At 72.9% G+C, this 22689-nt stretch carries 18 protein-coding genes; 10 read left to right on the top strand and 8 right to left on the bottom strand.

Annotation, left to right across the window (positions count from 1 at the left end; translation table 11 throughout):
- The first annotated feature begins 144 nt into the window (after window positions 1-144).
- Both C4U44_RS09530 and idi read left to right on the top strand, forming a co-directional pair.
- The gene (locus C4U44_RS09530) at window positions 145-1101 is read left to right on the top strand and encodes a cation diffusion facilitator family transporter (RefSeq protein WP_103885213.1); all 957 of its coding nucleotides are present in this window, start codon (window positions 145-147) and stop codon (window positions 1099-1101) included.
- Window positions 1102-1267: 166 nt separating this feature from the next.
- A complete protein-coding gene (idi, locus tag C4U44_RS09525) occupies window positions 1268-1876 on the top strand; it encodes an isopentenyl-diphosphate Delta-isomerase (protein WP_103885212.1) in 609 nt (202 codons plus the stop codon).
- A gap of 73 nt (window positions 1877-1949) precedes the next feature.
- Here the strand turns inward: idi and C4U44_RS09520 are convergent, their stop codons facing one another.
- The gene (locus tag C4U44_RS09520; RefSeq protein WP_103885323.1) at window positions 1950-2453 is read right to left on the bottom strand and encodes an ATP-binding protein; all 504 of its coding nucleotides are present in this window, start codon (window positions 2451-2453) and stop codon (window positions 1950-1952) included.
- 322 nt (window positions 2454-2775) lie between these two features.
- On the opposite strand from C4U44_RS09520, the gene C4U44_RS09515 reads away from it, so the two are divergent.
- Window positions 2776-3564, top strand: a complete 789-nt coding sequence (locus C4U44_RS09515) for an enoyl-CoA hydratase/isomerase family protein (protein WP_103885211.1) — start codon at window positions 2776-2778, stop codon at window positions 3562-3564.
- 42 nt (window positions 3565-3606) lie between these two features.
- Here the strand turns inward: C4U44_RS09515 and C4U44_RS09510 are convergent, their stop codons facing one another.
- Complete coding sequence (locus tag C4U44_RS09510; protein ID WP_103885210.1) at window positions 3607-4494, bottom strand: DMT family transporter; 888 nt, start codon at window positions 4492-4494, stop codon at window positions 3607-3609.
- Window positions 4495-4691: 197 nt separating this feature from the next.
- Window positions 4692-5507 carry a TrmB family transcriptional regulator gene (locus tag C4U44_RS09505; RefSeq protein ID WP_103885209.1) on the bottom strand — a complete coding sequence of 272 codons (816 nt, stop codon included), beginning with the start codon at window positions 5505-5507 and terminating at the stop codon, window positions 4692-4694.
- 391 nt (window positions 5508-5898) lie between these two features.
- Here C4U44_RS09505 and C4U44_RS09500 point away from each other — a divergent pair, with 391 nt between their 5' ends.
- Window positions 5899-7956, top strand: a complete 2058-nt coding sequence (locus C4U44_RS09500) for a putative Ig domain-containing protein (RefSeq protein WP_103885208.1) — start codon at window positions 5899-5901, stop codon at window positions 7954-7956.
- A 111-nt stretch (window positions 7957-8067) separates the two neighbouring features.
- On the opposite strand, the gene C4U44_RS09495 is transcribed toward C4U44_RS09500, so the two are convergent.
- On the bottom strand, window positions 8068-8958 hold the full coding sequence (locus C4U44_RS09495) for an AraC family transcriptional regulator (RefSeq protein WP_103885207.1): 891 nt from the start codon (window positions 8956-8958) through the stop codon (window positions 8068-8070).
- Window positions 8959-9048: 90 nt separating this feature from the next.
- On the opposite strand from C4U44_RS09495, the gene C4U44_RS09490 reads away from it, so the two are divergent.
- Window positions 9049-10137, top strand: coding sequence for an aldo/keto reductase (locus C4U44_RS09490; protein ID WP_103885206.1), 1089 nt, complete (start codon window positions 9049-9051; stop codon window positions 10135-10137).
- 60 nt (window positions 10138-10197) lie between these two features.
- On the opposite strand, the gene C4U44_RS09485 is transcribed toward C4U44_RS09490, so the two are convergent.
- The 4 genes from C4U44_RS09485 to C4U44_RS09470 all read right to left on the bottom strand — a co-directional run bounded on the left by C4U44_RS09485 (window position 10198) and on the right by C4U44_RS09470 (window position 15122).
- Window positions 10198-11835, bottom strand: a complete 1638-nt coding sequence (locus C4U44_RS09485) for an ABC-F family ATP-binding cassette domain-containing protein (protein WP_103885205.1) — start codon at window positions 11833-11835, stop codon at window positions 10198-10200.
- On the bottom strand, window positions 11835-12770 hold the full coding sequence (locus C4U44_RS09480; protein WP_103885204.1) for a helix-turn-helix domain-containing protein: 936 nt from the start codon (window positions 12768-12770) through the stop codon (window positions 11835-11837). Before C4U44_RS09480 ends, C4U44_RS09485 begins: the two co-directional genes overlap by 1 nt.
- A 158-nt stretch (window positions 12771-12928) precedes the next feature.
- Complete coding sequence (locus C4U44_RS09475) at window positions 12929-14101, bottom strand: helix-turn-helix domain-containing protein (protein ID WP_103885203.1); 1173 nt, start codon at window positions 14099-14101, stop codon at window positions 12929-12931.
- A 136-nt stretch (window positions 14102-14237) separates the two neighbouring features.
- Window positions 14238-15122 (bottom strand): MurR/RpiR family transcriptional regulator, encoded by an 885-nt coding sequence (locus tag C4U44_RS09470; RefSeq protein WP_103885202.1) that lies wholly within the window; start codon window positions 15120-15122, stop codon window positions 14238-14240.
- A gap of 75 nt (window positions 15123-15197) precedes the next feature.
- Between C4U44_RS09470 and C4U44_RS09465 the strand changes: the two genes are divergently transcribed.
- The 5 genes from C4U44_RS09465 to C4U44_RS09445 all read left to right on the top strand — a co-directional run bounded on the left by C4U44_RS09465 (window position 15198) and on the right by C4U44_RS09445 (window position 22689).
- The gene (locus tag C4U44_RS09465; RefSeq protein ID WP_235031928.1) at window positions 15198-16037 is read left to right on the top strand and encodes a DMT family transporter; all 840 of its coding nucleotides are present in this window, start codon (window positions 15198-15200) and stop codon (window positions 16035-16037) included.
- 178 nt (window positions 16038-16215) lie between these two features.
- A complete protein-coding gene (locus C4U44_RS09460; protein ID WP_146088221.1) occupies window positions 16216-17802 on the top strand; it encodes an FG-GAP repeat domain-containing protein in 1587 nt (528 codons plus the stop codon).
- A 244-nt stretch (window positions 17803-18046) separates the two neighbouring features.
- A complete protein-coding gene (locus C4U44_RS09455; protein WP_103885199.1) occupies window positions 18047-18856 on the top strand; it encodes a TIGR03084 family metal-binding protein in 810 nt (269 codons plus the stop codon).
- Window positions 18853-20436, top strand: coding sequence for an acyl-CoA carboxylase subunit beta (locus C4U44_RS09450; RefSeq protein WP_103885198.1), 1584 nt, complete (start codon window positions 18853-18855; stop codon window positions 20434-20436). The genes C4U44_RS09455 and C4U44_RS09450 overlap by 4 nt, the downstream gene beginning before the upstream one ends.
- 15 nt (window positions 20437-20451) lie before the next feature.
- Window positions 20452-22689: an ATP-binding protein gene (locus C4U44_RS09445; RefSeq protein WP_103885197.1), complete on the top strand. Its 2238-nt coding sequence runs from the start codon at window positions 20452-20454 to the stop codon at window positions 22687-22689.

Here is a 22689-nt window from a genome sequence, read left to right as displayed (position 1 = left end):
CTGATGAGGGTCACCTCACCACCGCAGGTCACCGCACATGACAACGGTCTCCAGTATCGGCTTGCCCACGGTGGGTGACCGGTGTTGACTGGCCCGCGAACCACGCGAGCGCACACCAGTCGCAGGCGGAAAGGGGCCTCGCCGATGGGGGCAGGGATCGGCCACAGCCACGGGCAGGGTGGCCACGGCCACAGCCATGGCGCGGTCGCGGCCACCGCCGGCGGCGCGCACCGCGGCCGGCTGCGGATCGCGCTGTCCATCACCCTGCTGGTGCTGGCGGTCGAGGTGGCCGGCAGCCTGGCCACCGGTTCGCTCGCGCTGCTCGCCGACGCGGGTCACATGGCCACCGACGCGATGGGCCTGGCGATGGCGCTGCTGGCCGTGCACATCGCCGCCCGCCCGCCCAGCGAGCGCCGCACCTTCGGTTACGCCCGCGCCGAGATCCTCGCCGCCGGCCTCAACGCCCTGCTGCTGCTCGCCGTCGGCGTCTTCATCTTCTACGAGGGCATCCTCCGCCTGATCACCCCGCACGGCATCGACGCCGGCGCCACGATCGTGTTCGGCGTGATCGGGCTGGTGGCGAACTCGGTGTCGCTGACGGTGCTGATGCGCGGCCAGAAGGAGAGCCTGAATGTCCGGGCCGCCTTCCTGGAGGTGATGGCCGACGCGTTCGGCTCGCTCGCGGTGGTCGCGGCGGCGGTGGTCTACCTCACCACCGGATGGCGGCAGGCCGACGCGGTCGCCTCGCTGCTCATCGGCGTGCTGATCGTGCCGCGCACCTGGCAGCTCATGCGCGAGGCGCTGGACGTGCTGCTGGAGGCGGCGCCCAAGGGCGTCGACATGGGGCAGGTCCGCCGGCACATCGAGACGCTGCCGGGCGTCGAGGGACTGCACGACCTGCATGTGTGGACCATCACCTCGGGCTTGCCGGTGCTGTCCGCGCACGTGGTGGTGAGCCCCGACGTCCTGGACACGGTGGGCTACGAGAAGATGCTGCACGACCTCCAGGGCTGCCTCGGCGCGCACTTCGACGTCGCGCACTGCACCTTCCAGCTGGAACCGGCCGGGCACGAGGCGCACGAGTCCGGACTGTGCCGCTGACCCGTGCCCGCCCGCCCGGCAGCACCCCGCCCTCCCCGGCGGCTCCCACCGGGGGTTTGTGCCACCGCCGCGCCTCCGAGCGCTGGTACGACCGGGCGGTGCGGGCGCGGAACGGCCACCGAGGTGAGGCAGACTATGGGCTTGTCGTCGAACGCGAAGGATGGAAATGCCAACCAGTCCTGCCACCGGCCGACCCGGCTCCCCCTCCACCGTGCCGTCCCCGAACGGGGTCGCGGAACCGATCATGCTCGAACTGGTCGATGAGAGCGGGGTCACGATCGGCACGGCGGAGAAGCTGTCGGCGCACCTGGCGCCCGGCCGGCTGCACCGGGCGTTCTCGGTCTTCCTGTTCGACGACGACGGCCGGCTGCTGCTCCAGCGCAGGGCGCTGAGCAAGTACCACTCCCCCGGTGTGTGGTCCAACACCTGCTGCGGGCACCCGTACCCCGGCGAGCAGCCGTTCGTGGCCGCCGCCCGGCGCACCGCGGAGGAGTTGGGGGTCGCCCCGGTGCTGATGCGCGAGGCGGGCACGGTCCGCTACAACCACCCGGACCCGGCCTCGGGCCTGGTGGAGCAGGAGTACAACCACCTCTACGTCGGCCTGGTCCGCGACCCGCTGCGGCCGGACCCGGACGAGATCGGCGAGACGCTCTTCGCCTCCCCCGGCGAGCTGGCCGAGCTGCGCGAGACCGGGCCCTTCTCGGCCTGGTTCGGGACCGTGCTGGACGCGGCGCTGCCCGCGGTGCGCGAGGTCACGGGCTCCGCGGGCTGGTAGCCCGCGGGCCGGGAGCAGGCGGGTCGGGGATGCGTGCGGCTTCGGGGCGTACGCGGCTTCGGGGGTGCGCGGATCAGGACCCCTGCGGGTTCAGGAAGCCGGCGGTCCCGGGGCCCGGGGGGCGCAGCGGGAGGGCCGCCCAGATCACCTTGCCGCCGTTCGGGGTCTGGGCGACGTCGCAGGTGCCGCCGGCCTCCACCGTCACCGTCTTGACCAGCAGCAGGCCGCGCCCGCCGGTGCGCGCGTGGTCCGTCTCCAGCGCCTTGGGCCGGTACGGGTGGTTGTCCTCCACCGCGATCCGGATCCACTCGGGCCCCACGGCGAGTTCGACGGCCACCTCGGGCGAGAGCACCGCCGCGTGCTTGACCGCGTTGGTGACCAGCTCGGAGAGGATCAGCAGCAGGCCGTAGAGGGTGTCGTCGTCGATGGGGACGCCCTGCTCGTGGACGAGCGCGCGCACACCGCTGCGCACCTGGGGCACGGACGCCTCGACCGTCGGAGCGGTGAACCGCCAGACCCCCTCGTACGCTCTCGGTGGCGGCGCCTGACCGAGCGGGACACTCCCGCGGACCTCCATGACCGCACCCACCATCGCCTTCGCGTGACGTCGTCCGATAGGGCCTGCCGAGGCGTCCGCCGGGGGAACCGTGGCAACCGGGGGGACCGGGAGAATCAGCCTCACCCGTCGAGTGTCCGCGCCCGCTGCACCTGCACGTGCAGGAGACCGCTATTCCGCGACTTTGCGCGTTTCGGACCCTGATTCGACCGAAACGGATCGGTGGCGCGGCCGGTTCGGACCGGTGGGTGCGTGCTTGGGGCAGCCGAGGCCGGGGCGTCTCGCGTGGTTAGGATCATCCGGCGGCACCTGGACGGTGCTCGCGCCCGCACGAAGGAGCGCCATGTCCCGGTTCGGCCCCGGCCTGGTCGTAAGCACCGAGGACGGTGCCGCGACGGTCACCCTCAGCAACACAGCCCGGCGCAACGCGATGACGCTCGGCATGTGGCGCGCGCTGCCCGGCGTGCTCGCCGGGCTGGCCGCCGACCCCGGAGTGCGGCTGGTGGTGCTCACCGGCGAGGGCGACGTGTTCAGCTCGGGCGCGGACGTCGCCGAGCTGGCCGACCCGGACGTGGGCCCGGCCCTGCAGGACGCCGCCCTTGCCGCCGAGGAGGCGGTCGTCGCCTTCCCCAAGCCCACGGTCGCCGCGGTGCGCGGCTTCTGCGTCGGCGGCGGCTGCCAGCTCGCGGTCGCCTGCGACCTGCGGTTCGCCGCACGGGGAGCGCGTTTCGGGGTCACTCCGGCCCGGCTCGGCGTGGTCTATCCGCCGGCGTCCACCCGCCGCCTGGTCGAGCTGACCGGACCGGGCACCGCGAAGCACCTGCTCTTCTCCGCCGAACTGATCGACGACGAGCGGGCGCTGCGCACCGGCCTGATCGACGAGCTGCTGCCCGACGGTGAGGCGCTCGACGCCCGGGTACGGGATTTCGCACAGGTGCTGGCCACGCGCTCGCGGCTCACCCAGGCCGCGGCGAAGGAGTTCGCGGCGGGCCCACCCGCCCCGGGACGGGCCGCCTACTGGGCCGAGCAGGCCGCGGCCTCCGCCGAGACGGCCGAGGGCGCGGCGGCCTTCCTGGCCGGCCGCGCGCCGCGGTTCGGCTGGTCCCCCGCGTCCCCGCCGCCGCCGGAGTAGGCAGCCTCCGACCGCGCCGGGCCGGGCCACCCGACCACCCCGCTACAGGATGCGGGTGGCCCCGAGGGACTCGCGTTTCGACGTGCCCTGCGGCATCGCCGGGTGGCGGCCCAGGAGCAGCACGCCGGCGACGACGGCGACCAGGCCGAGGGCCTGGAAGGCGAGCGCGAGGGGCGTGACCCGGATCTGGTCCCCGAGGAAGCCGATCCCGCAGGCGATCCCGGCCAGCGGCTGCGCGGCGGTCAGGGCGGGCAGGGACATCCGCAGGGGCGCCGCCTCGAAGGCGGACTGGACCAGGACCATGCCGATGACGCCGATCCCCAGCACCGCGTAGGGCTGCCAGTTCACCAGCAGGTGGGTGATCCCGCCGTCCTTGACGAGGGAGCCGCAGATCCGGGTGAGGGCGTCCTGGAGCCCGTAGAGGAGACCGGCGGCGAGCGCGAGGAGGGTGGCCTCGGAGGACGCGGGCAGCCCCTTCGCGAAGAGCGTGACCAGCAGCGCGAGCCCGGCGACGATGCCGAAGACCAGCCAGTGCCGCAGCGCGCCGGCGTCCTGCCCGCCGCCGTGCGGACGCCCGGCGACGATGAAGGAGGTCACGCCGAGCGCGAGCAGCGCCACCCCGCCCCAGCCGCTCCAGCCGAGCGGCTGCCGGGTGAGCCAGCGGGACAGGGCCATCGCGAACAGCAGGTTCGTCGCGGTCAACGGCTCGACCAGGGACACCTCGCCGTAGGCGAGCGCGATCGCGCTCAGCACCTGCCCGGCGACCTGGAAGCCGACCCCCAGCAGCCAGTCCGGCATGCGGATGAGGTCGAGCAGCAGGCGGAAGGAGAGGATGTCCGCCCGCGGGGCACGGGCCGCCGCGCGCTGCTGCAGCACGAATCCCAGACCCAGGCAGCATGCGGCACCCAGTCCGAGCAGGAACACGGCCACGCGGTCACTGTAGCTCCCGGACCTGGGCACGTCCGGTGTTGCCGCCCCTCGAACCCGCGCGTTGCGCCCGCTGCCGCCGCGCCCCGTCCCGCGCCCGGCGGCCACCCGTGTCCGCGCCCGGGGCCGACCCGTATCCGCACCCCGGCCGCGGAGGGCCGGGGTTCAGGGCGGGGTTCAGGCCGGGTTCGGACCGAGGTTCAGGGGCGGGCGCTCGGCGCGGTCTGCGCGCCGTCCCACACGGTGAGGAAGGCCAGCCGCAGGCATGCGGCGAGCGCCGGGTGCTCGATGTAGAGCGCGGTGGTCGCGTCGGTGCCGGCCACCGGGTCGGGCATGTCGCACAGCACGAGCGAGGCGTCCGCGACCACCATCTTCAGCGGCAGCTCCGCCGCGAACCGGCTCTCCTCGCCCGCCGCCGAGAACGTCCGGACGTTCTTCAGCACCTCGTGGTCGTCCAGCGCCTCGTTGGTGTAGATCGCGCGGACCGAGCCGCCCGAGCGGCGCAGCCGCCGTACGACCTTGACGCCGCTGGTGTTCTGCGGCGAGGAGACGAAGGGGGGTTTGCAGAAGCTCAGCAGCTCCTGCCGGGCGTGCGCCTGGATGTCGGTGAACGCCTCGGCGATGGACTTCGGGTCCCGCAGGACCTCGACGTAGTCCATCGGCACGGTCTGGGTGCGGCCGTCGGCCCAGACCGGTACCAGGGCCGCCGTGAGCGCGGACGACACCCGGTCCAGCCGCTCCAGCGTCTCGCGCTGGTGCGCCATCAGCCGGGCCACGGCGAGTTCGGGCGCGACCGCGGAGAAGGTGGCGACCCGGCCCGGCCGGGTGGTGGCCAGCCGCCTCCTGACCAGCGCGTCGAGCACGTCGTAGACCCGCTGCCTCGGTACGTCGGCCTCGCGGGCCACCTCGGCCGCGGTGTAGGACTCCCGACGGACCAGAGCGAGGTAGACGCGTGCCTCGTAACGCGCCAGACCCAGTGCGACCAGGTCTGCGACCGGTTCCTCCTCCGTGTCCATGGCCCATGACGGTATACGGCGGAGATCGTCCGGCGGAAGCGACCGGGCGTACACCTGGGGGCAAGTCAAGGGCAATCCTTTGCCAACACCTGGTAGTCCCTTGACTCCAGTCTCACTACCTTCACTACGTCACCACTCAACGGGGTGGCAGCGAACAGAAGTTGGCATCAGATCCACCTGTTCCACGGGCTCCACCGGTTCCGCAAGGCTCGTCCCGCGCCGCCCGTTTCTCCCGTTCCACCCCGTTCGCTCGTTCTTCCGCTCCACCCCCACCGGTGAACCCGCGCCACACGGAAGTCCCCGAAGTCCCTTGGCGATGTCGCGAGATGATGGCTTGTCATGACCTTGACATATTCGTCATCCGTGGACGCCCTCGGGAGCCGATCCCCCCATGGAGGGCAGATCATTGCAGCTCAGTACCGGCCCGGTCAGACGGGCCTTCCGGCGCGCGGCCATCGCGGCGATCGCCGCGGGCGCGCTCATGACCGGCGGCATGTTCGCCGCCACCGCGGCCACCGCGGCCCCGGCCACCACCACCTCCGCCGCCGCCCCCGCGGCGAGCGGCAACGGCACCGCGGCGGCCGGTCCGGCCGCCGGTGACAACGCCCAGCACGTGTGCGCCACCCCCGCCAAGGGCCAGATGGCCTGTATGGCGCTGGTCCGCACCGACGTCGCGCACCACCTCGGCGTCTCCCCGAACGCGACCCCGTCCGGCTACGGCCCCAGCGACCTGACGAGCGCGTACGCGCTGCCCTCGGGCGGCTCCGGCCAGACCGTCGGCATCGTCGACGCGCAGGACGACCCCAACGCCGAGGCGGACCTGGCGACGTACCGCTCGCAGTACGGCCTGCCGGCCTGCACCACCGCCAACGGCTGCTTCAAGAAGGTCAACCAGACCGGTGGCACCAGCTACCCGACGGCGGACTCCGGCTGGGCCGGTGAGATCTCGCTCGACCTCGACATGGTCAGCGCGGTCTGCCCGTCCTGCCACATCCTGCTGGTCGAGGCGACCTCCGCGAGCATGACCAACCTGGGTACCGCCGTGAACGAGGCGGTCACCCTGGGCGCGAAGTACGTCTCCAACAGCTACGGCGGCGGCGAGTCGTCCTCGGACACCTCGTACGACAGCTCGTACTTCAACCACCCGGGCGTCGCCATCACCGTCAGTGCCGGTGACGAGGGCTACGGCGCGGAGTACCCCGCCGCCTCGAAGTACGTCACCGCGGTCGGCGGCACCGCCCTGAACCGCTCCAGCGGCACCAGCCGCGGCTGGACCGAGTCCGTCTGGAACACCTCCAGCACCGAGGGCACCGGCTCCGGCTGCTCCGCGTACGACACGAAGCCCACCTGGCAGACCGACAGCGGCTGCTCCAAGCGCACCGTCTCCGACGTCTCCGCGGTCGCCGACCCGGCGACCGGCGTGGCCGTCTACGACAGCTACGGCGCCAGCGGCTGGCAGCAGTACGGCGGCACCAGCGCCTCGTCGCCGATCATCGCCTCGGTCTACGCGCTGGCCGGCACCCCGGCCGCCGGCACCACGCCGGCGTCCTACCCGTACTCCCACACCGGCTCGCTCAACGACGTGACCAGCGGCTCCAACGGCAGCTGCGGCGGTAGCTACCTGTGCACCGCGGGCGCCGGCTACGACGGCCCGACCGGCCTGGGCACCCCGAACGGCACGGCCGCCTTCACCAACGGCGGCTCGACCGGCGGCAACACGGTCACCGTCACCAACCCGGGCAACCAGTCCACGGCGACCGGCACCGCGGTGAGCCTGCAGATCCACGCCTCGGACTCCGCGTCCGGCCAGACCCTCACCTACAGCGCGTCCGGCCTGCCGGCGGGTCTGTCGATCAGCTCCTCCACCGGGCTGATCTCCGGCACCGCGAGCACCGCGGGCACCTCCAACGTGACGGTCACCGCCAAGGACGGCACCAACGCGTCCGGTTCGGCGTCCTTCAGCTGGACGGTCAGCACCTCCGGCGGGGGCGGCGGCTGCACGGCCTCCCAGCTGCTGAGCAACCCCGGCTTCGAGTCCGGCGCCACCGGCTGGACCACGTCCTCCGGCGTCATCGACAACAGCACCGACGCCCCGGCGCACTCCGGCTCGTACAAGGCCTGGCTCGACGGGTACGGCACCACCCACACCGACACCGTGTCCCAGTCGGTGACGATTCCCGCCACCTGCACCAGCGCCAGCCTGTCCTTCTACGTCTACATCAGCACGGACGAGACCGGCTCCACCGCCTACGACAAGCTCACGGTCGCGGCCGGCTCCACCACGGTCGCGACGTACTCCAACGTCAACGCGACCAGCGGCTACGTCCTGAAGACGGTCAACCTGTCCTCGCAGATCGGCAAGACCTTCACGCTGAAGTTCACCGGCACGGAGGACTCCAGCCTCGCCACGTCGTTCCTGCTGGACGACACGGCGGTCAACGTGAGCTGACGCGCTGCGCGCAGGCTCGCTGAGATCACGTGGCCCGGGTCGCTCCTGAAGCGGCCCGGGCTGCGTGCTGCGCGGCGCCGGGTGCGGGGACAGGTGCCGGTTCTGGGATGCTCACCCCTGGCGGGCGGGGCGGGGCGCCGTCAGCCGCTCGCGCTGCCGGGCGGCGTCGCGGGCGGGGGGCAGGCCGTACATCCGCCGGTACTCGCGGGTGAACTGCGTGGCGCTCACGTAGCCGACCGCCTCCGCGACCAGCACCGCGGTGGCATCGCCCGCGATGAGCCGGCGCCGCGCCTCCTGCAGCCGCAGCTGCTTCTGGAAGCGCAGCGGGCTCATGCCGGTGGCCGCCTTGAAGTGCCGGTGCAGCGAGGCCGTGCTCATGTGCGCGATGGCGGCGATCCCCTCGACGGTGAGCGGCTCGCGATAGTGCGCGCAGATCCAGGCGGCCGCGGCGCGCACCCGGGACGCCGCCGTCTCGACCGGGGTGAAGCGGCGCAGCATCGGGCCCAGCGGGCTGCCGAGCAGCCGGTAGAGGATCTCGGCCTCGATCCTGGGGGCGAGCGCGGGGATGTCGCCGGGGGTGTCGAGCAGCCGTACCCAGCGGGTGACCGCGTCGACGATCTCGGGCGTCATCGGGGCGGCGATCCGCCCGACGGAGCCGGTGGACGGCTGCGGGGCCGCCCCCTCCAGTTCGAGCAGCAGGTCCGCGAGCACCCGCCCGTCCAGCCGCATCACCGCGGAGCGGTACGGCAGCCGCTGGAAGACGGCGGTGACCGGGATGATCTGCGAGTTGAAGAACATCTCGCCGCGCCCGGTGGCCCAGCTCAGCTCGCCCGCGCTGGAGTGCTTGGCGCCGTCGGCGACGAAGCAGATCATCGGCTCGTAGAGCATGTCCATCGGGGCGATGGGCTCGTCCAGCGAGACGAGGGTGAGGCGCGGCACCCCGCTGTCGCACCATGCGCCCTCGCTGTGGCGGGCCACGGCCGCCGCGAGCTGATCCACCATGAAGCCCCTTCCGGGTGACTGAGAGTATCGGGCAAGAATATGCGATCAGTACCCCATGCCGTGGCGCCGGCCGGACCCTAGCGTGGAGGCATGGCACAGAACAGCGGAAGCAGCACGAACATCCCGAACTACTCGGAGGGGACGAACACCTCGAACGGCGCGAATGGTTCCGGCGGCCCAGGCGCCGCGGAGCTGCCCCGGCGCAGGCTCGGCAGCCAGGGCCTGGAGGTCGGGGCGATCGGCTTGGGCACCATGGGCATGACGATGGCCTACGGTTCGGGAGACGAGCCCGGCGGCCTCGCGACCATCCAGCGCGCCCATGACCTGGGCGTCACCCTCTTCGACACGGCCGAGCTCTACGGCATGGGCACCGGCAGCAACGAGCAACTGGTCGGCCGGGCCGTACGCGGTTTCCGCGACGAGGTGGTGATCGCGACCAAGTTCGGCTTCGACCTGAGCGACCCGCAGAACGTCGGGACCGCGCTGGACAGCCGGCCCGAGCACATTCGCGAGGTGACCGAGAACAGCCTGCGGTACCTCGGCACCGACCACATCGACGTGCTGTACCAGCACCGGGTCGACCCCGACGTCCCGATCGAGGACGTGGCCGGCACGGTCGGCGAGCTGATAGCCGAGGGCAAGGTGCGGTTCTTCGGCCTCAGCGAGGCCGGCCCGGACGTCATCCGGCGCGCGCACGCCGTGCAGCCGGTCTCCGTGCTCCAGACCGAGTACTCCGTCTTCGAGCGCGCCGTGGAGGCCGACGTGCTGCCGGTGCTGCGCGAACTCGGCATCGGCTTCGTGCCGTACTCCCCGCTGGGGCGGGGCTTCCTCACCGGCGTCGTGAAGCCGGCCGCGGAGTACCCGGCGGACGACATGCGCAGCTGGGACGACCGCTGGCAGCCCGGCAACTTCGAGCGGAACGCGGCCGCGGTGCGCGCGCTGCGCGAACTCGCCGAGGCCAGGGGCATCACGGTCACGCAGCTGGCGCTGGCCTGGCTACTGGCGCAGGGCGACGACATCGTGCCGATCCCCGGCACCCGCAGCCCGCAGCGGCTGGCCGAGAACGTCGCGGCGGCGCGGGCGGACCTCACCGCCGGGGATCTCGCCCGGATCCACGAGATCCTGCCGCGCGGCGCGGCCGGGTCGCGCTACCCGGAGTCGATGATGCCGTCCTGGTGACATCTGGTGCGGCGGGGCGTCAGCGCTCGATGACGCGGAGGCGCCCGCCCGGCGCTCGGGTCAGCGCTCGGTGATGCGGCCCTCGGCCACCTCGATGCGGCGGGTGGTGTGCACCGCGCCCAGCATGCGGCGGTCGTGGGTCACGAGCAGGAGGGTCCCCTCGTAGGAGGCGAGGGCCGACTCCAGCTGCTCGATCGCGGGCAGGTCGAGGTGGTTGGTGGGCTCGTCGAGGACGAGCAGGTTCACGCCGCGGGCCTGGAGGAGCGCGAGGGCCGCGCGGGTGCGCTCGCCCGGGGAGAGGGTGGCGGCGGGGCGCAGCACGTGCCCGGCCTTCAGCCCGAACTTGGCCAGCAGGGTGCGGATGTCGGCGGGGTCGAGGTCGGGCGCGGGCGCCCGGAACGCGTCGAGCAGGGTGTCCTCGCCGCGGAAGAGCCCGCGCGCCTGGTCGATCTCGCCGACCACCACGCCGGGCCCGAGGGCGGCGTTCCCCTCGTCCAGGGGCAGCCGGCCGAGGAGGGCGGCGAGCAGAGTGGACTTGCCGGAACCGTTGGCGCCGGTGATCGCCACCCGGTCCGCCCAGTCGATCTGGAGGTCGACCGGCCCGAAGTCGAAGCTCCCGCGCCGGACCCGGGCCTGCCGCAGGGTGGCGACCACAGCGCCGGAGCGGGGCGCGGCGGCGATCTCCATCCGCAGCTCCCACTCCTTGCGGGGCTCGTCGACGACGTCCAGGCGTTCGATCATCTTGTCGGTCTGGCGAGCCTTGGCGGCCTGCTTCTCGCTGCTCTCCGTGCGGGCCTTGCGGGCGATCTTGTCGTTGTCGGGCTGCTTGCGCACGGCGTTGCGGAGGCCCTTGTCCATCCAGCCGCGCTGCATCCGGGCCCGGGCCTCCAGGCCCGCCTTCGTGTCGGCGTACTCGTCGTACTCCTCGCGGGCGTGCCGCCGGGCGGTCTCCCGCTCCTCCAGGTACGCCGCGTAGCCGCCGCCGAAGCTCGCGACCCGGTGCTGGGCGAGGTCGAGTTCGACGACGCGGTTGACCGTGCGGGCCAGGAACTCGCGGTCGTGGCTGACGAGTACGGTGCCGGCGCGCAGGCCGGCGACGAACTTCTCCAGCCGCTCCAGGCCGTCCAGGTCGAGGTCGTTGGTGGGCTCGTCCAGCAGGAACACGTCGTAGCGGCTGAGCAGCAGCGAGGCGAGGCCCGCGCGGGCGGCCTGGCCGCCGGACAGCGCGCGCATCTGCTCGTCCAGGCCGACGCCGAGGCCGAGCGAGGCGGCGGCCTCCTCGGCGCGCTCGTCCAGGTCGGCGCCGCCGAGGTTCAGCCAGCGGTCCAGGCTCTCCGCGTACGCGTCGTCCGCGCCGGGTGCCTCGTCGACCAGGGCCTGGGTGGCAGTGTCCAGCGCGGCCTGCGCGGCGGCGACCCCGGTACGGCGGGCGAGGAACTCCCGCACGGTCTCGCCCTGCCTGCGGTCCGGCTCCTGCGGCAGGTACCCGACGTTGGCCGTCGAAGGCGACAGCCGCACCGAGCCCTCCTCCGGGGTGCCGAGCCCGGCGAGCAGCCGCAGCAGCGTCGACTTGCCCGCCCCGTTGGCGCCGACCAGACCGACGACGTCGCCGCCGGCGACCACCAGGTCCAGCCCGCTGAACAGGGCGCGGTCGCCGTGCCCGGCGGCGAGGTTCTTTGCTACGAGTGTGGCGCTCATCAGGTCCGGGAGTCTACCGGCTCCCCCGCTCCCCGAGCTGCCGTTTTTCGCCCCGCCCGGCCCGCCCGGCGGCCGTGGTCCTCGTGCGCGGCGCGCAGCAGTGCGAGGGATTCGGCGGGCGTGAGCGCCGTGTCCCGCAGCAGGTCGTAGGCGAGCCGCAGCGGCTCCACGTCCTCGGGTTCCTCGACGAGGTGGCAGCTCCACCCGCTCTGCGTGCAGGCGAGGGTGCGGCCGTCGCGGAGGTAGATCAGTTCCAGGGCGCCGCGCAGGTGGTGCGGGCCGGCGCCGAACGGCACGAGGTGCAGTGAGACGCCGGGCAGTAGCGCCGTCTCGATCAGGTGCTCCAGTTGCCCGGTCCACGTCCCGGGGTCGCGGGCCTCGCGGCGGATGACGGCTTCGTCGAGCAGGCCGCGGTAGTGCACGGGGGCGGCCCCGGTGGTTCCGGGGGTGGCCGTGGTTCCGGTGAGGATGCCTTGTCGGGCGATCCGGGCGGCGACCTCGTCGGTCACCGTGTTCCCGCCCTGCGGGCGGCCCGCGCGCAGTTGCTCCTCGGCGTAGCGCGGGGTCTGGAGCAGGTACGGCACCGCGCTGGGGGCGTACTCCTGGATGCTGCTCGCGGTGGCCTCCAGTGCGGCGGGCCCGAGGAACGGGCGCTCCTGGGTCTCGCGTTTGGCCAGGTGCCACAGCTTGACCAGCAGCGTGCCGGTTTTGTAGACCCGGTCCAGGGCGCCGGCGGCCTCGACGGTCCCGAGCCGCTGCCCCCGTTCCAGCCGGTGCAGGTACGACTGCTCGTACCGGCACAGGGCGGCGAGTTGCACCAGGCTCATCCCGGAGAGTTCGCGCCGCGAGGCCAGTTCGGAGGCGTAGACGGCTCGCGCCGAGAGCCATGGGCCGTCCGGGTTCCCGACGCCGTTCAGTCCGTTGCCAGCACTCATCGCATCCCGCCTGCCTTCCTTCGATTCATCCGCGCTCGTCGCAGCATCCGGACCCGGTTGGATCGGATGACGGATCGTCAGGATCAGACCGTAGAAGCACTCTTCGTAGGCGTTCAATGGCACTATCGAAGCCCGCCGGGAGGAAGTGCCAGGGAGCGTCACATGGGTACACCGACGCTGTCCGCCAACTCACGCATCTCCGCAGTCAGCGTCCGGCGCTTGCTGATCACCTCGCCCAGGATGTCGCGGGCATAACGCTGTTGCGCCAGCCACTCCGGTGCCTGCTGCCGCACCGAGGAAAGGACGGTCACCGCCTCTCCGTACTGCCGCACCATGGTGTGCGCTTTCGCCACGTCCAGACGGTGCCGGTGATACTCGGTACTGACCCGCCGGCCCACGCCCTCCAACTGCGCCGCCGCTTTGAGCACCCGGTCCGGCCGATCGAGCACGATTCCGCGCTCTGCGGTCTTGTAGGCCACCGTCACGGGTCCCCATGTCGCCAACCGGACTTCCCCGCACGGAAGTTCATGGCCAGTCATGACTGCCACCGAGTTCGCCAGCCGCATCGCGTCCTCAGCCTCACCCATACGGTTGTCGCGCAGGCTGGCGGACGACACTTGGAGAAGCAGCCACCCCCACGCCGCCAGGTCTTCCGAAGTGGCCCGCGACACTCGGGGTTCGAGGTCGTCAGCCCACCGGACGGCAAGCCTGCGACTGTCGTCCAACCGTCCTTGGCGCACGAGCAGCCACGACCAGGTGGTGACGATGGAGGCAGCACGATGTCGGTCCGGCGCGTCGTCGAGGGCACGGGCCAAAGCGGTCTCGGCCGCGCCGAACTGCCGGGCCTGAGTGAGCGTGGAGCCGGCGATCTGCAGCAGATGCGCACGGACCTCACGCGCGCCGACACCTTCGCCCAGGGCATCGGCATCACGGAGCAGAGGTGCCAGGATCGCAGAGAGGTCGGCCATGCGGCCGTCGAAGTATGCGGCTCGAACCGCTGCGACGCAGTCGCGAACGCCGTCGAGGGTCGGCTCGTCCTCCGGCTGGAACGGAGGCCCCTCCACGGCGAGTTGAAGCGGCGCCCACGGTTGCGGAACCGACTCGGCGGCGTGATCGTCGCGCGCGACCAGCCTGCTGGTGGGAACGCGCAGGGACACCGCCAGCCGTCGGGCCGTCTCCACGCGCGTGTCCTTGATCTCGCCCTGTTCCAGTTTCCGGATCAAGGACAGCGAGACACCCGACACCTGGGCGAGTTCACGCTGGCTGATTCCGCGGCGCTTGCGCACCTCCCTCAGCCGTTCGCCGATCGGCGTTCCGATGTTCTCTGCCATGACGTGCTCCGTTCTGGGACACGGGGACGGTGCAACCGGCGAACGCAGCACCGGTCGACGTGGCCACCGACCATTGACCGCAGCCGGGCGGACGCCTTCCCAATGTAAGCGCGCCCCACCCACAAACCGGCCGTCCCTACAGACTGCGGCTCTCGGTGATGTCCGCCGCGATGCCGAGCGCGTGCAGCGCCCGCGGCAGATCCGCGAGGCTGATCGCGACATGGAGGATGTCCACCACCGCCAGGTGGGCCAGCCGGCTGCTCGACGCGGCCATGTGCAGACCGAGGTCGGGACCCCCCGCGACCAGCACCGCACTCGCCCGGTCGGCGAGCGGGGACGAGGCGAAGCTGGTGATCGCCACCACGCTCGCACCGGCCTTGGCCGCCGCGTCGACCACGGTGAGCGTCTCCGCGCTGCGGCCGGAGTGGCTGACCACCACCAGCACCGAGCGCGGGCTCAGCAGCCGGGCCTGGAGTTGCGCCGTGCGGGAGTCGTGCGGCGCACTGGCCTTGCAGCCGATGGCGGTCCACCGGTAGGCGGCGTCGGCGGCGGGAGCGGCCGACGTTCCGACCCCGAAGACGAGGATCGAGTCGGCGGCGGCCAGCAGCGCGGCGGCGCGGCCCAGTTGGCCGGCGTCGACCGTCGCACGGGTCGCGCCGATGGTGTCGGAGTGGCTGGACAGCACCAGTTCGCGGATCTCCCGCGCGGTCGACTTGTCGTTGAGTTCCCCGGGTGGCGCCGAACCGGGCCGCAGCGCGGAGTCCTTCACCAGTGCGCGCTTGAGCGCACCGAACCCCTCGAACCCGGCGGCGCGGGCGGCACGCACGATCGTGGCCGGCGACACCCCGGCCCGCTCAGCCACCTCACCGGTGGTCGCGGCCTGCACGAACGCGGGGTCCTCCAGCACCAGGCGCATCACCTTCGCGTCGCTGGGCCGCAGTCCGGGCATCAGCGCGGTGATCGTGGCACGCAACCCCCAGGCGACGTCCGCGGGTTGGCCGGAACCAGGTTCGGAAACCATGTTCCCGATGCTACCGTCGTGGGGAAATCGAGTTCCCTCGGGGGTGTCGTGCACGCCGTTCCTCTCGTCCTGCTGGTGAGCGCTTCCGTCCTGCACGCCTCATGGAACTTCGCCGCCAAACGGGTCGGCGCCGGTGGGGCGGTGTTCGTCTGGTGCTACTCCACACTCTCCGCCGTACTCCTGCTGCCGTTCGCGATCGGGAATCTGTGCGTCGCGCACGTACGGCCGCACCCGTGGTGGATCGTGGCGGCGCTCGGCACGGCGGCACTGCACGTCGGGTACGGCGTCATCCTCCAACGCGGGTACGCCGTCGGCGACATGTCGGTGGTGTACCCGCTCGCGCGGGGCACCGGACCGCTGCTCTCGGTCGCCGTCGCCGTGCCGCTGCTCGGGGAACGCCCGGGCCTGGTCGGGCTGTTCGGCGTCCTCGCGGTCGTGCTCGGCGTGTGCGTGATCAGCAGCCGCCCGGCCGCCGCCACGGGCGGTGGGCCGCGGACGCCCAGCGTGGTCTACGGCGTGCTGACGGGTGCGGCGATCGCCGGGTACACCCTCTGGGACGACCGCTCCGTCGGGGCCTGGGCGATACCCCCCGTCCTGTACTTCACCGCCGGTTGCGCGCTGCAGAGCGCGATGCTCACGCCGTACGCGCTGGCCCGCAGGTCGGAGGCCGCCCGGCTGTGGCGCGCGCACCGGCGGGAGATCGCGGTCATCGCGGCGCTGTCGCCGCTGGCCTACCTGTTCGTCCTCTTCGCGATGCGGACCACCCCGGTGAGCGTGGTGGCCCCGGTCCGCGAGTTGAGCATCGTCATCGGCAGCCTCGTCGGCTGGCGCGTCCTGGGCGAGCCCCACCCGGCCCGCCGCCTGATCGGCTCCGCGATCGTCCTGACCGGAATCGTCGGCCTGGCCGTGGGCTGACCCACCCGCCCCGGAGACAGCCCGTCCCCGCCTCCTCCGTTTGGGTCTCTAGGGCGCGGCAGCTCCCGAGTTGCCGGCTCCCCCGGTCGTTGTCCGTACCTGGCCCTAGATTCAGTCATGGACACGGCCGCGCGTCACCAGACGCGCGGCCTCATCACCTTGGGGGGTTCGATTGTCCATGTTCACAAGGCGGTTGGGCGGCCGCGGGCTGGCACTGGCCGCGGTGTGCGCGGTCGTGGCGGCCGGCGCGGTCCAGACGACGGCACACGCGGATTCCGCCCTGCCGGTGCCGACCGCTCTCGGAACCGATCCCGCGCCGGCGGGCGGCGCGGCGGGCGACAACTGCGGCAGTGACGAGCCGTACGGCTCCATCGGGCTCGGCGCGGTCAGGTTCGTGGCGACCGCCACGACGACGGACGGCTCGCTGGTGGGGACGGAGTTCTCCGTGACGCCGAGCGACGGAGCGTCCGGCTACGACTACACCGGCGGCAACCAGGTCAGCGGCAGCCAGGCCCAGCTGACGCTGCCCAGCGAGGACTTCACCGACGGGGTGACGTACACCTGGCAGGCCCGCGCGGTCGGCAGCGGCGGCGCGGTCTCCGACTGGTCCGCGCCCTGCCACTTCGTCGCCGACCACACACCGCCCGCGGCGCCGGTCCTCACCTCGACCGACTTCCCGTCGGAGACCTCGGGCCTGCCGGGTCCGTACGCCCGCACCACCGGCACGGTGCACGTCACCGTGACCGGCCCCGGCTCCTCGGACGCCGTCACGGCCACATACACCACCGACCAGGGCACGGTCCCGGACGACAGCGGCTCCACGGTGCCGATCGCAGCGGACGGAACCGCGGACATCACGATCACGCCGACGAGTTGGGGCCCCCACTCGCTGACGGTCCAGACCCTGGACCGCGTCGGAAACCGGTCGCAGGAGATACGGTACGACTTCATTGTCGCGACCGACCCGAAACCGGACGGGCACGGCGATGTCAACGGCGACGGCACGGCGGACCTGATCGCCGCCGGCGCGGACGGCAGGCTTCGCACCCTGATCGGCAACGGCGACGGCACCCTCCGGCCCGCGGTGACCCACCAGGACTCATCCGCCGACTTCACCGGCCTGATCGCCCTGAACGGGGACGGGAACAACGACGGCTACCAGGATCTGCTCGGGATCACCCCGAACCACGTACTGGAGGAGGCCGTCAACAACGGCCTCGGTGACCTCGGCAGAACAACGGTCGGGGTCACGCGGCAGGGCTCCGACTGGTCGGCGGCCACCCAGCTGGTGCAGCCGGGAGCGGCCGACGGCACCTCGTGGGGCGGCCTGATGTCCGTGGAGAACGGCCATCTCCTGCAGTGGCCCAGCCACAACGGCTTCATCTTCGGCGACCCCACCGATCTCGGCGCGGGATACACCGATCTGACCGTCCTCACGCCGGGCGATGTCACCGGTGACGGCGTGCCCGACCTGCTGATCCGCGACGACCTCACGGGCAGCCTGCGGATCGCCCCCATGACCGCGGACGGTACCGTCCTGCCCGAGTCCGGCTGGACGAAGGTCGGCAAGGGCTTCGGCAAGGCCGCGTACCCGCTGCTCACGGTGGTCGGTGACGCCAACGGCGACGGCTTCCCCGACATGTACGGCGTGACCGCCGACGGCACGCTGAACTTCGTCCCGGGCAAGGCGGGCGGCCACTTCGGCAAGGCGAAGCCGGTCTCCGGCACGGGCCTGGACTGGTCCACGATCACGGGTCTGGCCTGACCTGACGTCCCCGCGCCCTTGGAGGTGCTGCCCCCGGAAGACGAGCCGCACCCGCACCAGGGGCGCGGGGACCACACGCCACGCCCCCACCGGCGGGTGGTCCCCCGACCGGCGGGCAGGGGATCTCCGGAAGGTCTGGCGAGCGGAAAAAAGCATGCACGGTTGATTGTTTCGCGCGCCCCTGCCACCCTCGGTGGCGCACCGTCCTGTCAGTTCCGTGGGCTTGGCTCGACGAGGAGTGGCCGTGGCCGATCCGCAGGCAGTACGCGCCGTGCTGGACGATCTTCGCGCGGAGAGCGAGGCGCTGGACGGGCTGGTCGCCGGGCTCGGAACGCAGCAGTGGAGCGCCACCACCCCGGCGGTGGGGTGGACAGTGGCGCACCAGATCGCGCACCTGGCGTGGACCGACGACCAGGCGCTGCTCGCCGTACGCGACCCCGACCGCTTCGCCGTCGAACTCGCCCTTGCCGCCGTGCAGTTCGAGACGCACGTGGACAAGCAGGCCGCGGCAGGTGCGGCGACGGCGCCGTCGGCGCTGCTCGCGCGCTGGCGTGCGGGACGCGAGCAACTCCAGGCGGCACTCGACACGGCGCCGCCCGACGCGCGGTTCCCCTGGTTCGGGCCGCCGATGAGCACCGCGTCGATGGCGACCGCCCGGCTGATGGAGACGTGGGCGCACGGCGAGGACGTCGCCGACACGCTCGGGGTACGGCGGGCACCGACCGCCCGGCTGTGGCACGTGGCCAGGATCGCGGTGCGGGCGCGCGACTACGCCTTCGCGGTGCACGGCGCGACGCCGCCCGCGGAGCCCTTTCGCGTCGAACTGACCTCGCCGGACGGCGCGTTGTGGACGTACGGCCCGGAGCAGGCGGTCCAGAAGGTGACCGGTCCCGCGCTGGACTTCTGCCTGCTGGCCGTCCGGCGACGGCACCGTGACGACACCGCGGTACGCGCGCAGGGGCCCGGCGCGGACGCGTGGCTGTCGATCGCCCAGGCGTTCGCGGGGCCGCCCGGCCCGGGGCGGGCACCGGGAGCGGGCGGGGGTGCGGCATGAGCGCGCTGCGCGGCGCCGGCTTCGAGGAGCGGCGGGCGGTGATGCTGGAGCGGCTGGCGGAGGTCGAGGCGGCCCACCAGGACGCGCTGGCCGGCGGCGGCCCCAAGTCCCTGGCCCGGCACCGCGGTCGGGGCAAGCTGACCGCGCGCGAGCGGATCGAGCTGCTGCTGGACCCGGACACGCCGTTCCTGGAACTCTCCCCGCTCGCCGGCTGGGGCAGCGACTTCACGACCGGCGCCTCGATCGTCACCGGAATCGGCGTGGTCGAGGGCGTCGAGTGCCTGGTGACCGCGAACGACCCCACGGTGAAGGGCGGTTCGAGCAACCCGTGGACACTGCGGAAGGCGCTGCGGGCCAACGAGATCGCGGCCGCCAACCGGCTGCCGGTGATCAGCCTGGTCGAGTCCGGCGGGGCGGACCTGCCGAGCCAGAAGGAGATCTTCATCCCCGGCGGCGCCCTGTTCCGCGACCTGACCCGGTTGTCGGCGGCCGGCATCCCCACCGTCGCCGTGGTGTTCGGCAACTCCACCGCGGGCGGCGCGTACGTCCCGGGCATGTCGGACCACGTGATCATGGTCAAGGAGCGGTCCAAGGTGTTCCTCGGCGGGCCGCCGCTGGTGAAGATGGCCACCGGCGAGGAGAGCGACGACGAGTCGCTGGGCGGCGCGGACATGCACGCGCGCGTCTCCGGCCTCGCCGACCACTTCGCCCTCGACGAGCCCGACGCGCTGCGGACCGCCCGCCGCGTGGTCGCCCGGCTCAACTGGCGCAAGCAGGGACCCGATCCGCGTCCCGAGCCCCGCCCGCCGCTCTTCGACGAGGAGGACCTGCTCGGCATCGTGCCGGGCGACCTGCGGACGCCCTTCGACCCGCGGGAGGTCGTGGTCCGGGTGGTGGACGGTTCGGAGTTCGACGAGTTCAAGCCGCTGTACGGGCCGAGCCTGGCCACCGGGTGGGCCGAGGTGCACGGCTATCCGGTCGGCATCCTCGCCAACGCCCAAGGGGTGCTGTTCAGCGCGGAGTCGCAGAAGGCCGCGCAGTTCATCCAGCTCGCGAACCAGCGGGACATCCCGCTGCTCTTCCTGCACAACACCACCGGCTACATGGTCGGCCGGGAGTACGAGCAGGGCGGCATCATCAAGCACGGCGCCATGATGATCAACGCGGTCGCCAACTCCCGGGTACCGCACATCTCGGTGCTGATGGGAGCGAGTTACGGCGCCGGCCACTACGGCATGTGCGGCCGCGCCTACGACCCGCGCTTCCTCTTCTCCTGGCCGAGTGCCAAGTCCGCGGTCATGGGCCCCGCGCAGCTCGCCGGGGTGCTGTCGATCGTCGCCCGCCAGTCCGCCGCCGCGAAGGGCCGGCCGTACGACGAGGACGCCGACGCGGCGCTGCGGGCCATGGTGGAGCAGCAGATCGAGTCGGAGTCGCTGCCGATGTTCCTGTCCGGGCGGCTCTACGACGACGGCGTCATCGACCCGCGCGACACCCGCACCGTCCTGGCCCTGTGCCTGTCCGCCATCCACACCGCCCCGGTCGAGGGCGCGCGGGGTGGCTTCGGCGTCTTCCGGATGTGAGGAGCTGGACCCGAGATGAGCAGCGAGCAGGGGCAAGAGCGGGAGCCGGTGCAGGGGATCGGCGTACCCGGTCCCGCGGCCGAACCGGCAGACGGACCCCTACCCGAACCGGCCGGCGCACCCGCACCCGCCCGACGCGCGCCGATCCACGTGGTCCTGGTGGCGAACCGGGGCGAGATCGCCCGGCGGGTCTTCCGCACCTGCCGGGCCCTGGGCATCGGCACGGTCGCCGTGCACTCCGACCCGGACGCGGACGGGGCGCACGTGCGGGAGGCGGACGCCGCCGTGCGGCTGCCGGGTGAGGCCGCCGCGGACACCTACCTGCGCGGCGAGTCGGTCGTCGCCGCCGCGCTGGCCGCGGGGGCCGACGCGGTGCACCCGGGCTACGGCTTCCTCTCGGAGAGCGCGGTCTTCGCCGCCGCCGTGCGGGAGGCAGGGCTGACCTGGATCGGCCCGTCCCCGGAGGCCGTCGCCGCGATGGGGTCGAAGACCCGGGCGAAGGAACTGATGGCCGCCGCCGGGGTACCCCTGTTCGCCGCGCTGGACCCGGCGGAGGTCGGCCCGGCCGACCTGCCGGTCCTGGTGAAGGCGGCAGCGGGCGGCGGCGGCCGCGGGATGCGGGTGGTACGTGAACTGACCTTCTTCGAAGGCGAGTTGACGGCCGCCCGGGCCGAGGCGGCAGCGGCCTTCGGTGACGGCGAGGTCTTCGTCGAGCCGTACGCCGAAGGTGCCCGGCACATCGAGGTGCAGGTGCTGGCCGACGCGCACGGCACGGTGTGGACGCTCGGCGAGCGGGACTGCTCGATGCAGCGGAGGCACCAGAAGGTGGTCGAGGAGACGCCGGCCCCCGGGCTGAGCGCCGCCACGCGCACCGCCCTGCACGACGCGGCGGCCCGGGCGGCGCGCGCGATCGGCTACGAGGGCGCGGGCACCGTGGAGTTCCTGGTCGGCACGGACGGGCTGCCGTACTTCCTGGAGATGAACACCCGTCTCCAGGTGGAGCACCCCGTCACCGAGTGCGTCTTCGGCCTGGACCTCGTCGCGTGGCAGCTCCGGATCGCCGAGGGCTCCGCACTGCCCCCGGAACCGCCGGCGCCGCGCGGCCACGCGATCGAGGCGCGGTTGTACGCCGAGGACCCGGCGCGCGACTGGCAGCCGCAGGCGGGGACGCTTCACCGGCTCGACCTTCCCGGTGTGGACGCGGAGTTCACACTGCCGCCCGGCCGCGACGCGGGCCTGCGACTGGACTCCGGAGTGGGCGCCGGGGACACCGTCGGGGTGCACTACGACCCGATGCTCGCCAAGGTCGTCGCCTGGGCGCCGACCCGTGCGGAAGCGATCCGCCGCCTCGCCCACGGACTCGAACGCGGGCGCATCCACGGTCTGTTGACGAACCGTCGGCTGCTTGTCGACATCCTGCGCCATCCGGACTTCGCCGCGGCCCGGTTCGACACGGGCTTCCTGGAACGGCGGTTGGCCGAGCTGACCGAGGGACCCGGGCCGGCGACGCGTTCGCTGGAACGGCTCGCCGCGCTGGCCGCCGCGCTCGCGGACACCGCACGCCGCACGCATCAGGCACCGCACGCGGCAGACGGTCCGGCGACCGGTCCGGCCATCGGTAGAGGCCGCGCCACGGTCGCGGCCCGGCTCGGCGGCTGGCGCAACCTCCCCTCGCAGCACCAGGTCAAGCGGTTCCGCGCCGAGCCCTCCGGCACCGAGCACGAGGTCCGCTACCGCCTCACCCGTGACGGCCTGACCGCCGCGGGCCACGACGACGTCGTGCTGCGGTCGGCCGCACCGGACCGGGTGGAGCTGGAAGTCGCCGGCGTGCGGCGGGCGTTCGATGTGGCCGTCCACGGCGACCGGGTCTTCGTCGACACCCCGGGCGGCAGCGCGTCGCTCCGGGCGCTGCCCCGCTTCACCGACCCCGCCGAGCAGGTCGCGCCGGGCTCGCTCCGGGCGCCGATGCCCGGCACCGTGGTGCGACTGGGCAACTTCGCACCGGGCGACCGGGTGGAGCGCGGGCAGCCGCTGCTGTGGCTGGAGGCGATGAAGATGGAGCACGCGGTCACCGCCCCCGCGACCGGCACCCTCACCGACCTGACCGCCGAGGTCGGCCGCCAGGTCGAGCCCGGCGCCGTGCTGGCCGTCGTCAAGGAGGACACCGGCGGCCGGCCGCGGGACGCACAGCACCAGCCGCCCGACGGGCACGCGGGCGCCCACGCCGTCACCACCGACCGGGAGGAAAAGTGA

Source organism: Actinacidiphila yanglinensis (genome assembly GCF_900107965.1).
Classification (GTDB): domain Bacteria; phylum Actinomycetota; class Actinomycetes; order Streptomycetales; family Streptomycetaceae; genus Actinacidiphila; species Actinacidiphila yanglinensis.
This window is presented reverse-complemented; position numbering and strand designations above follow the sequence as displayed.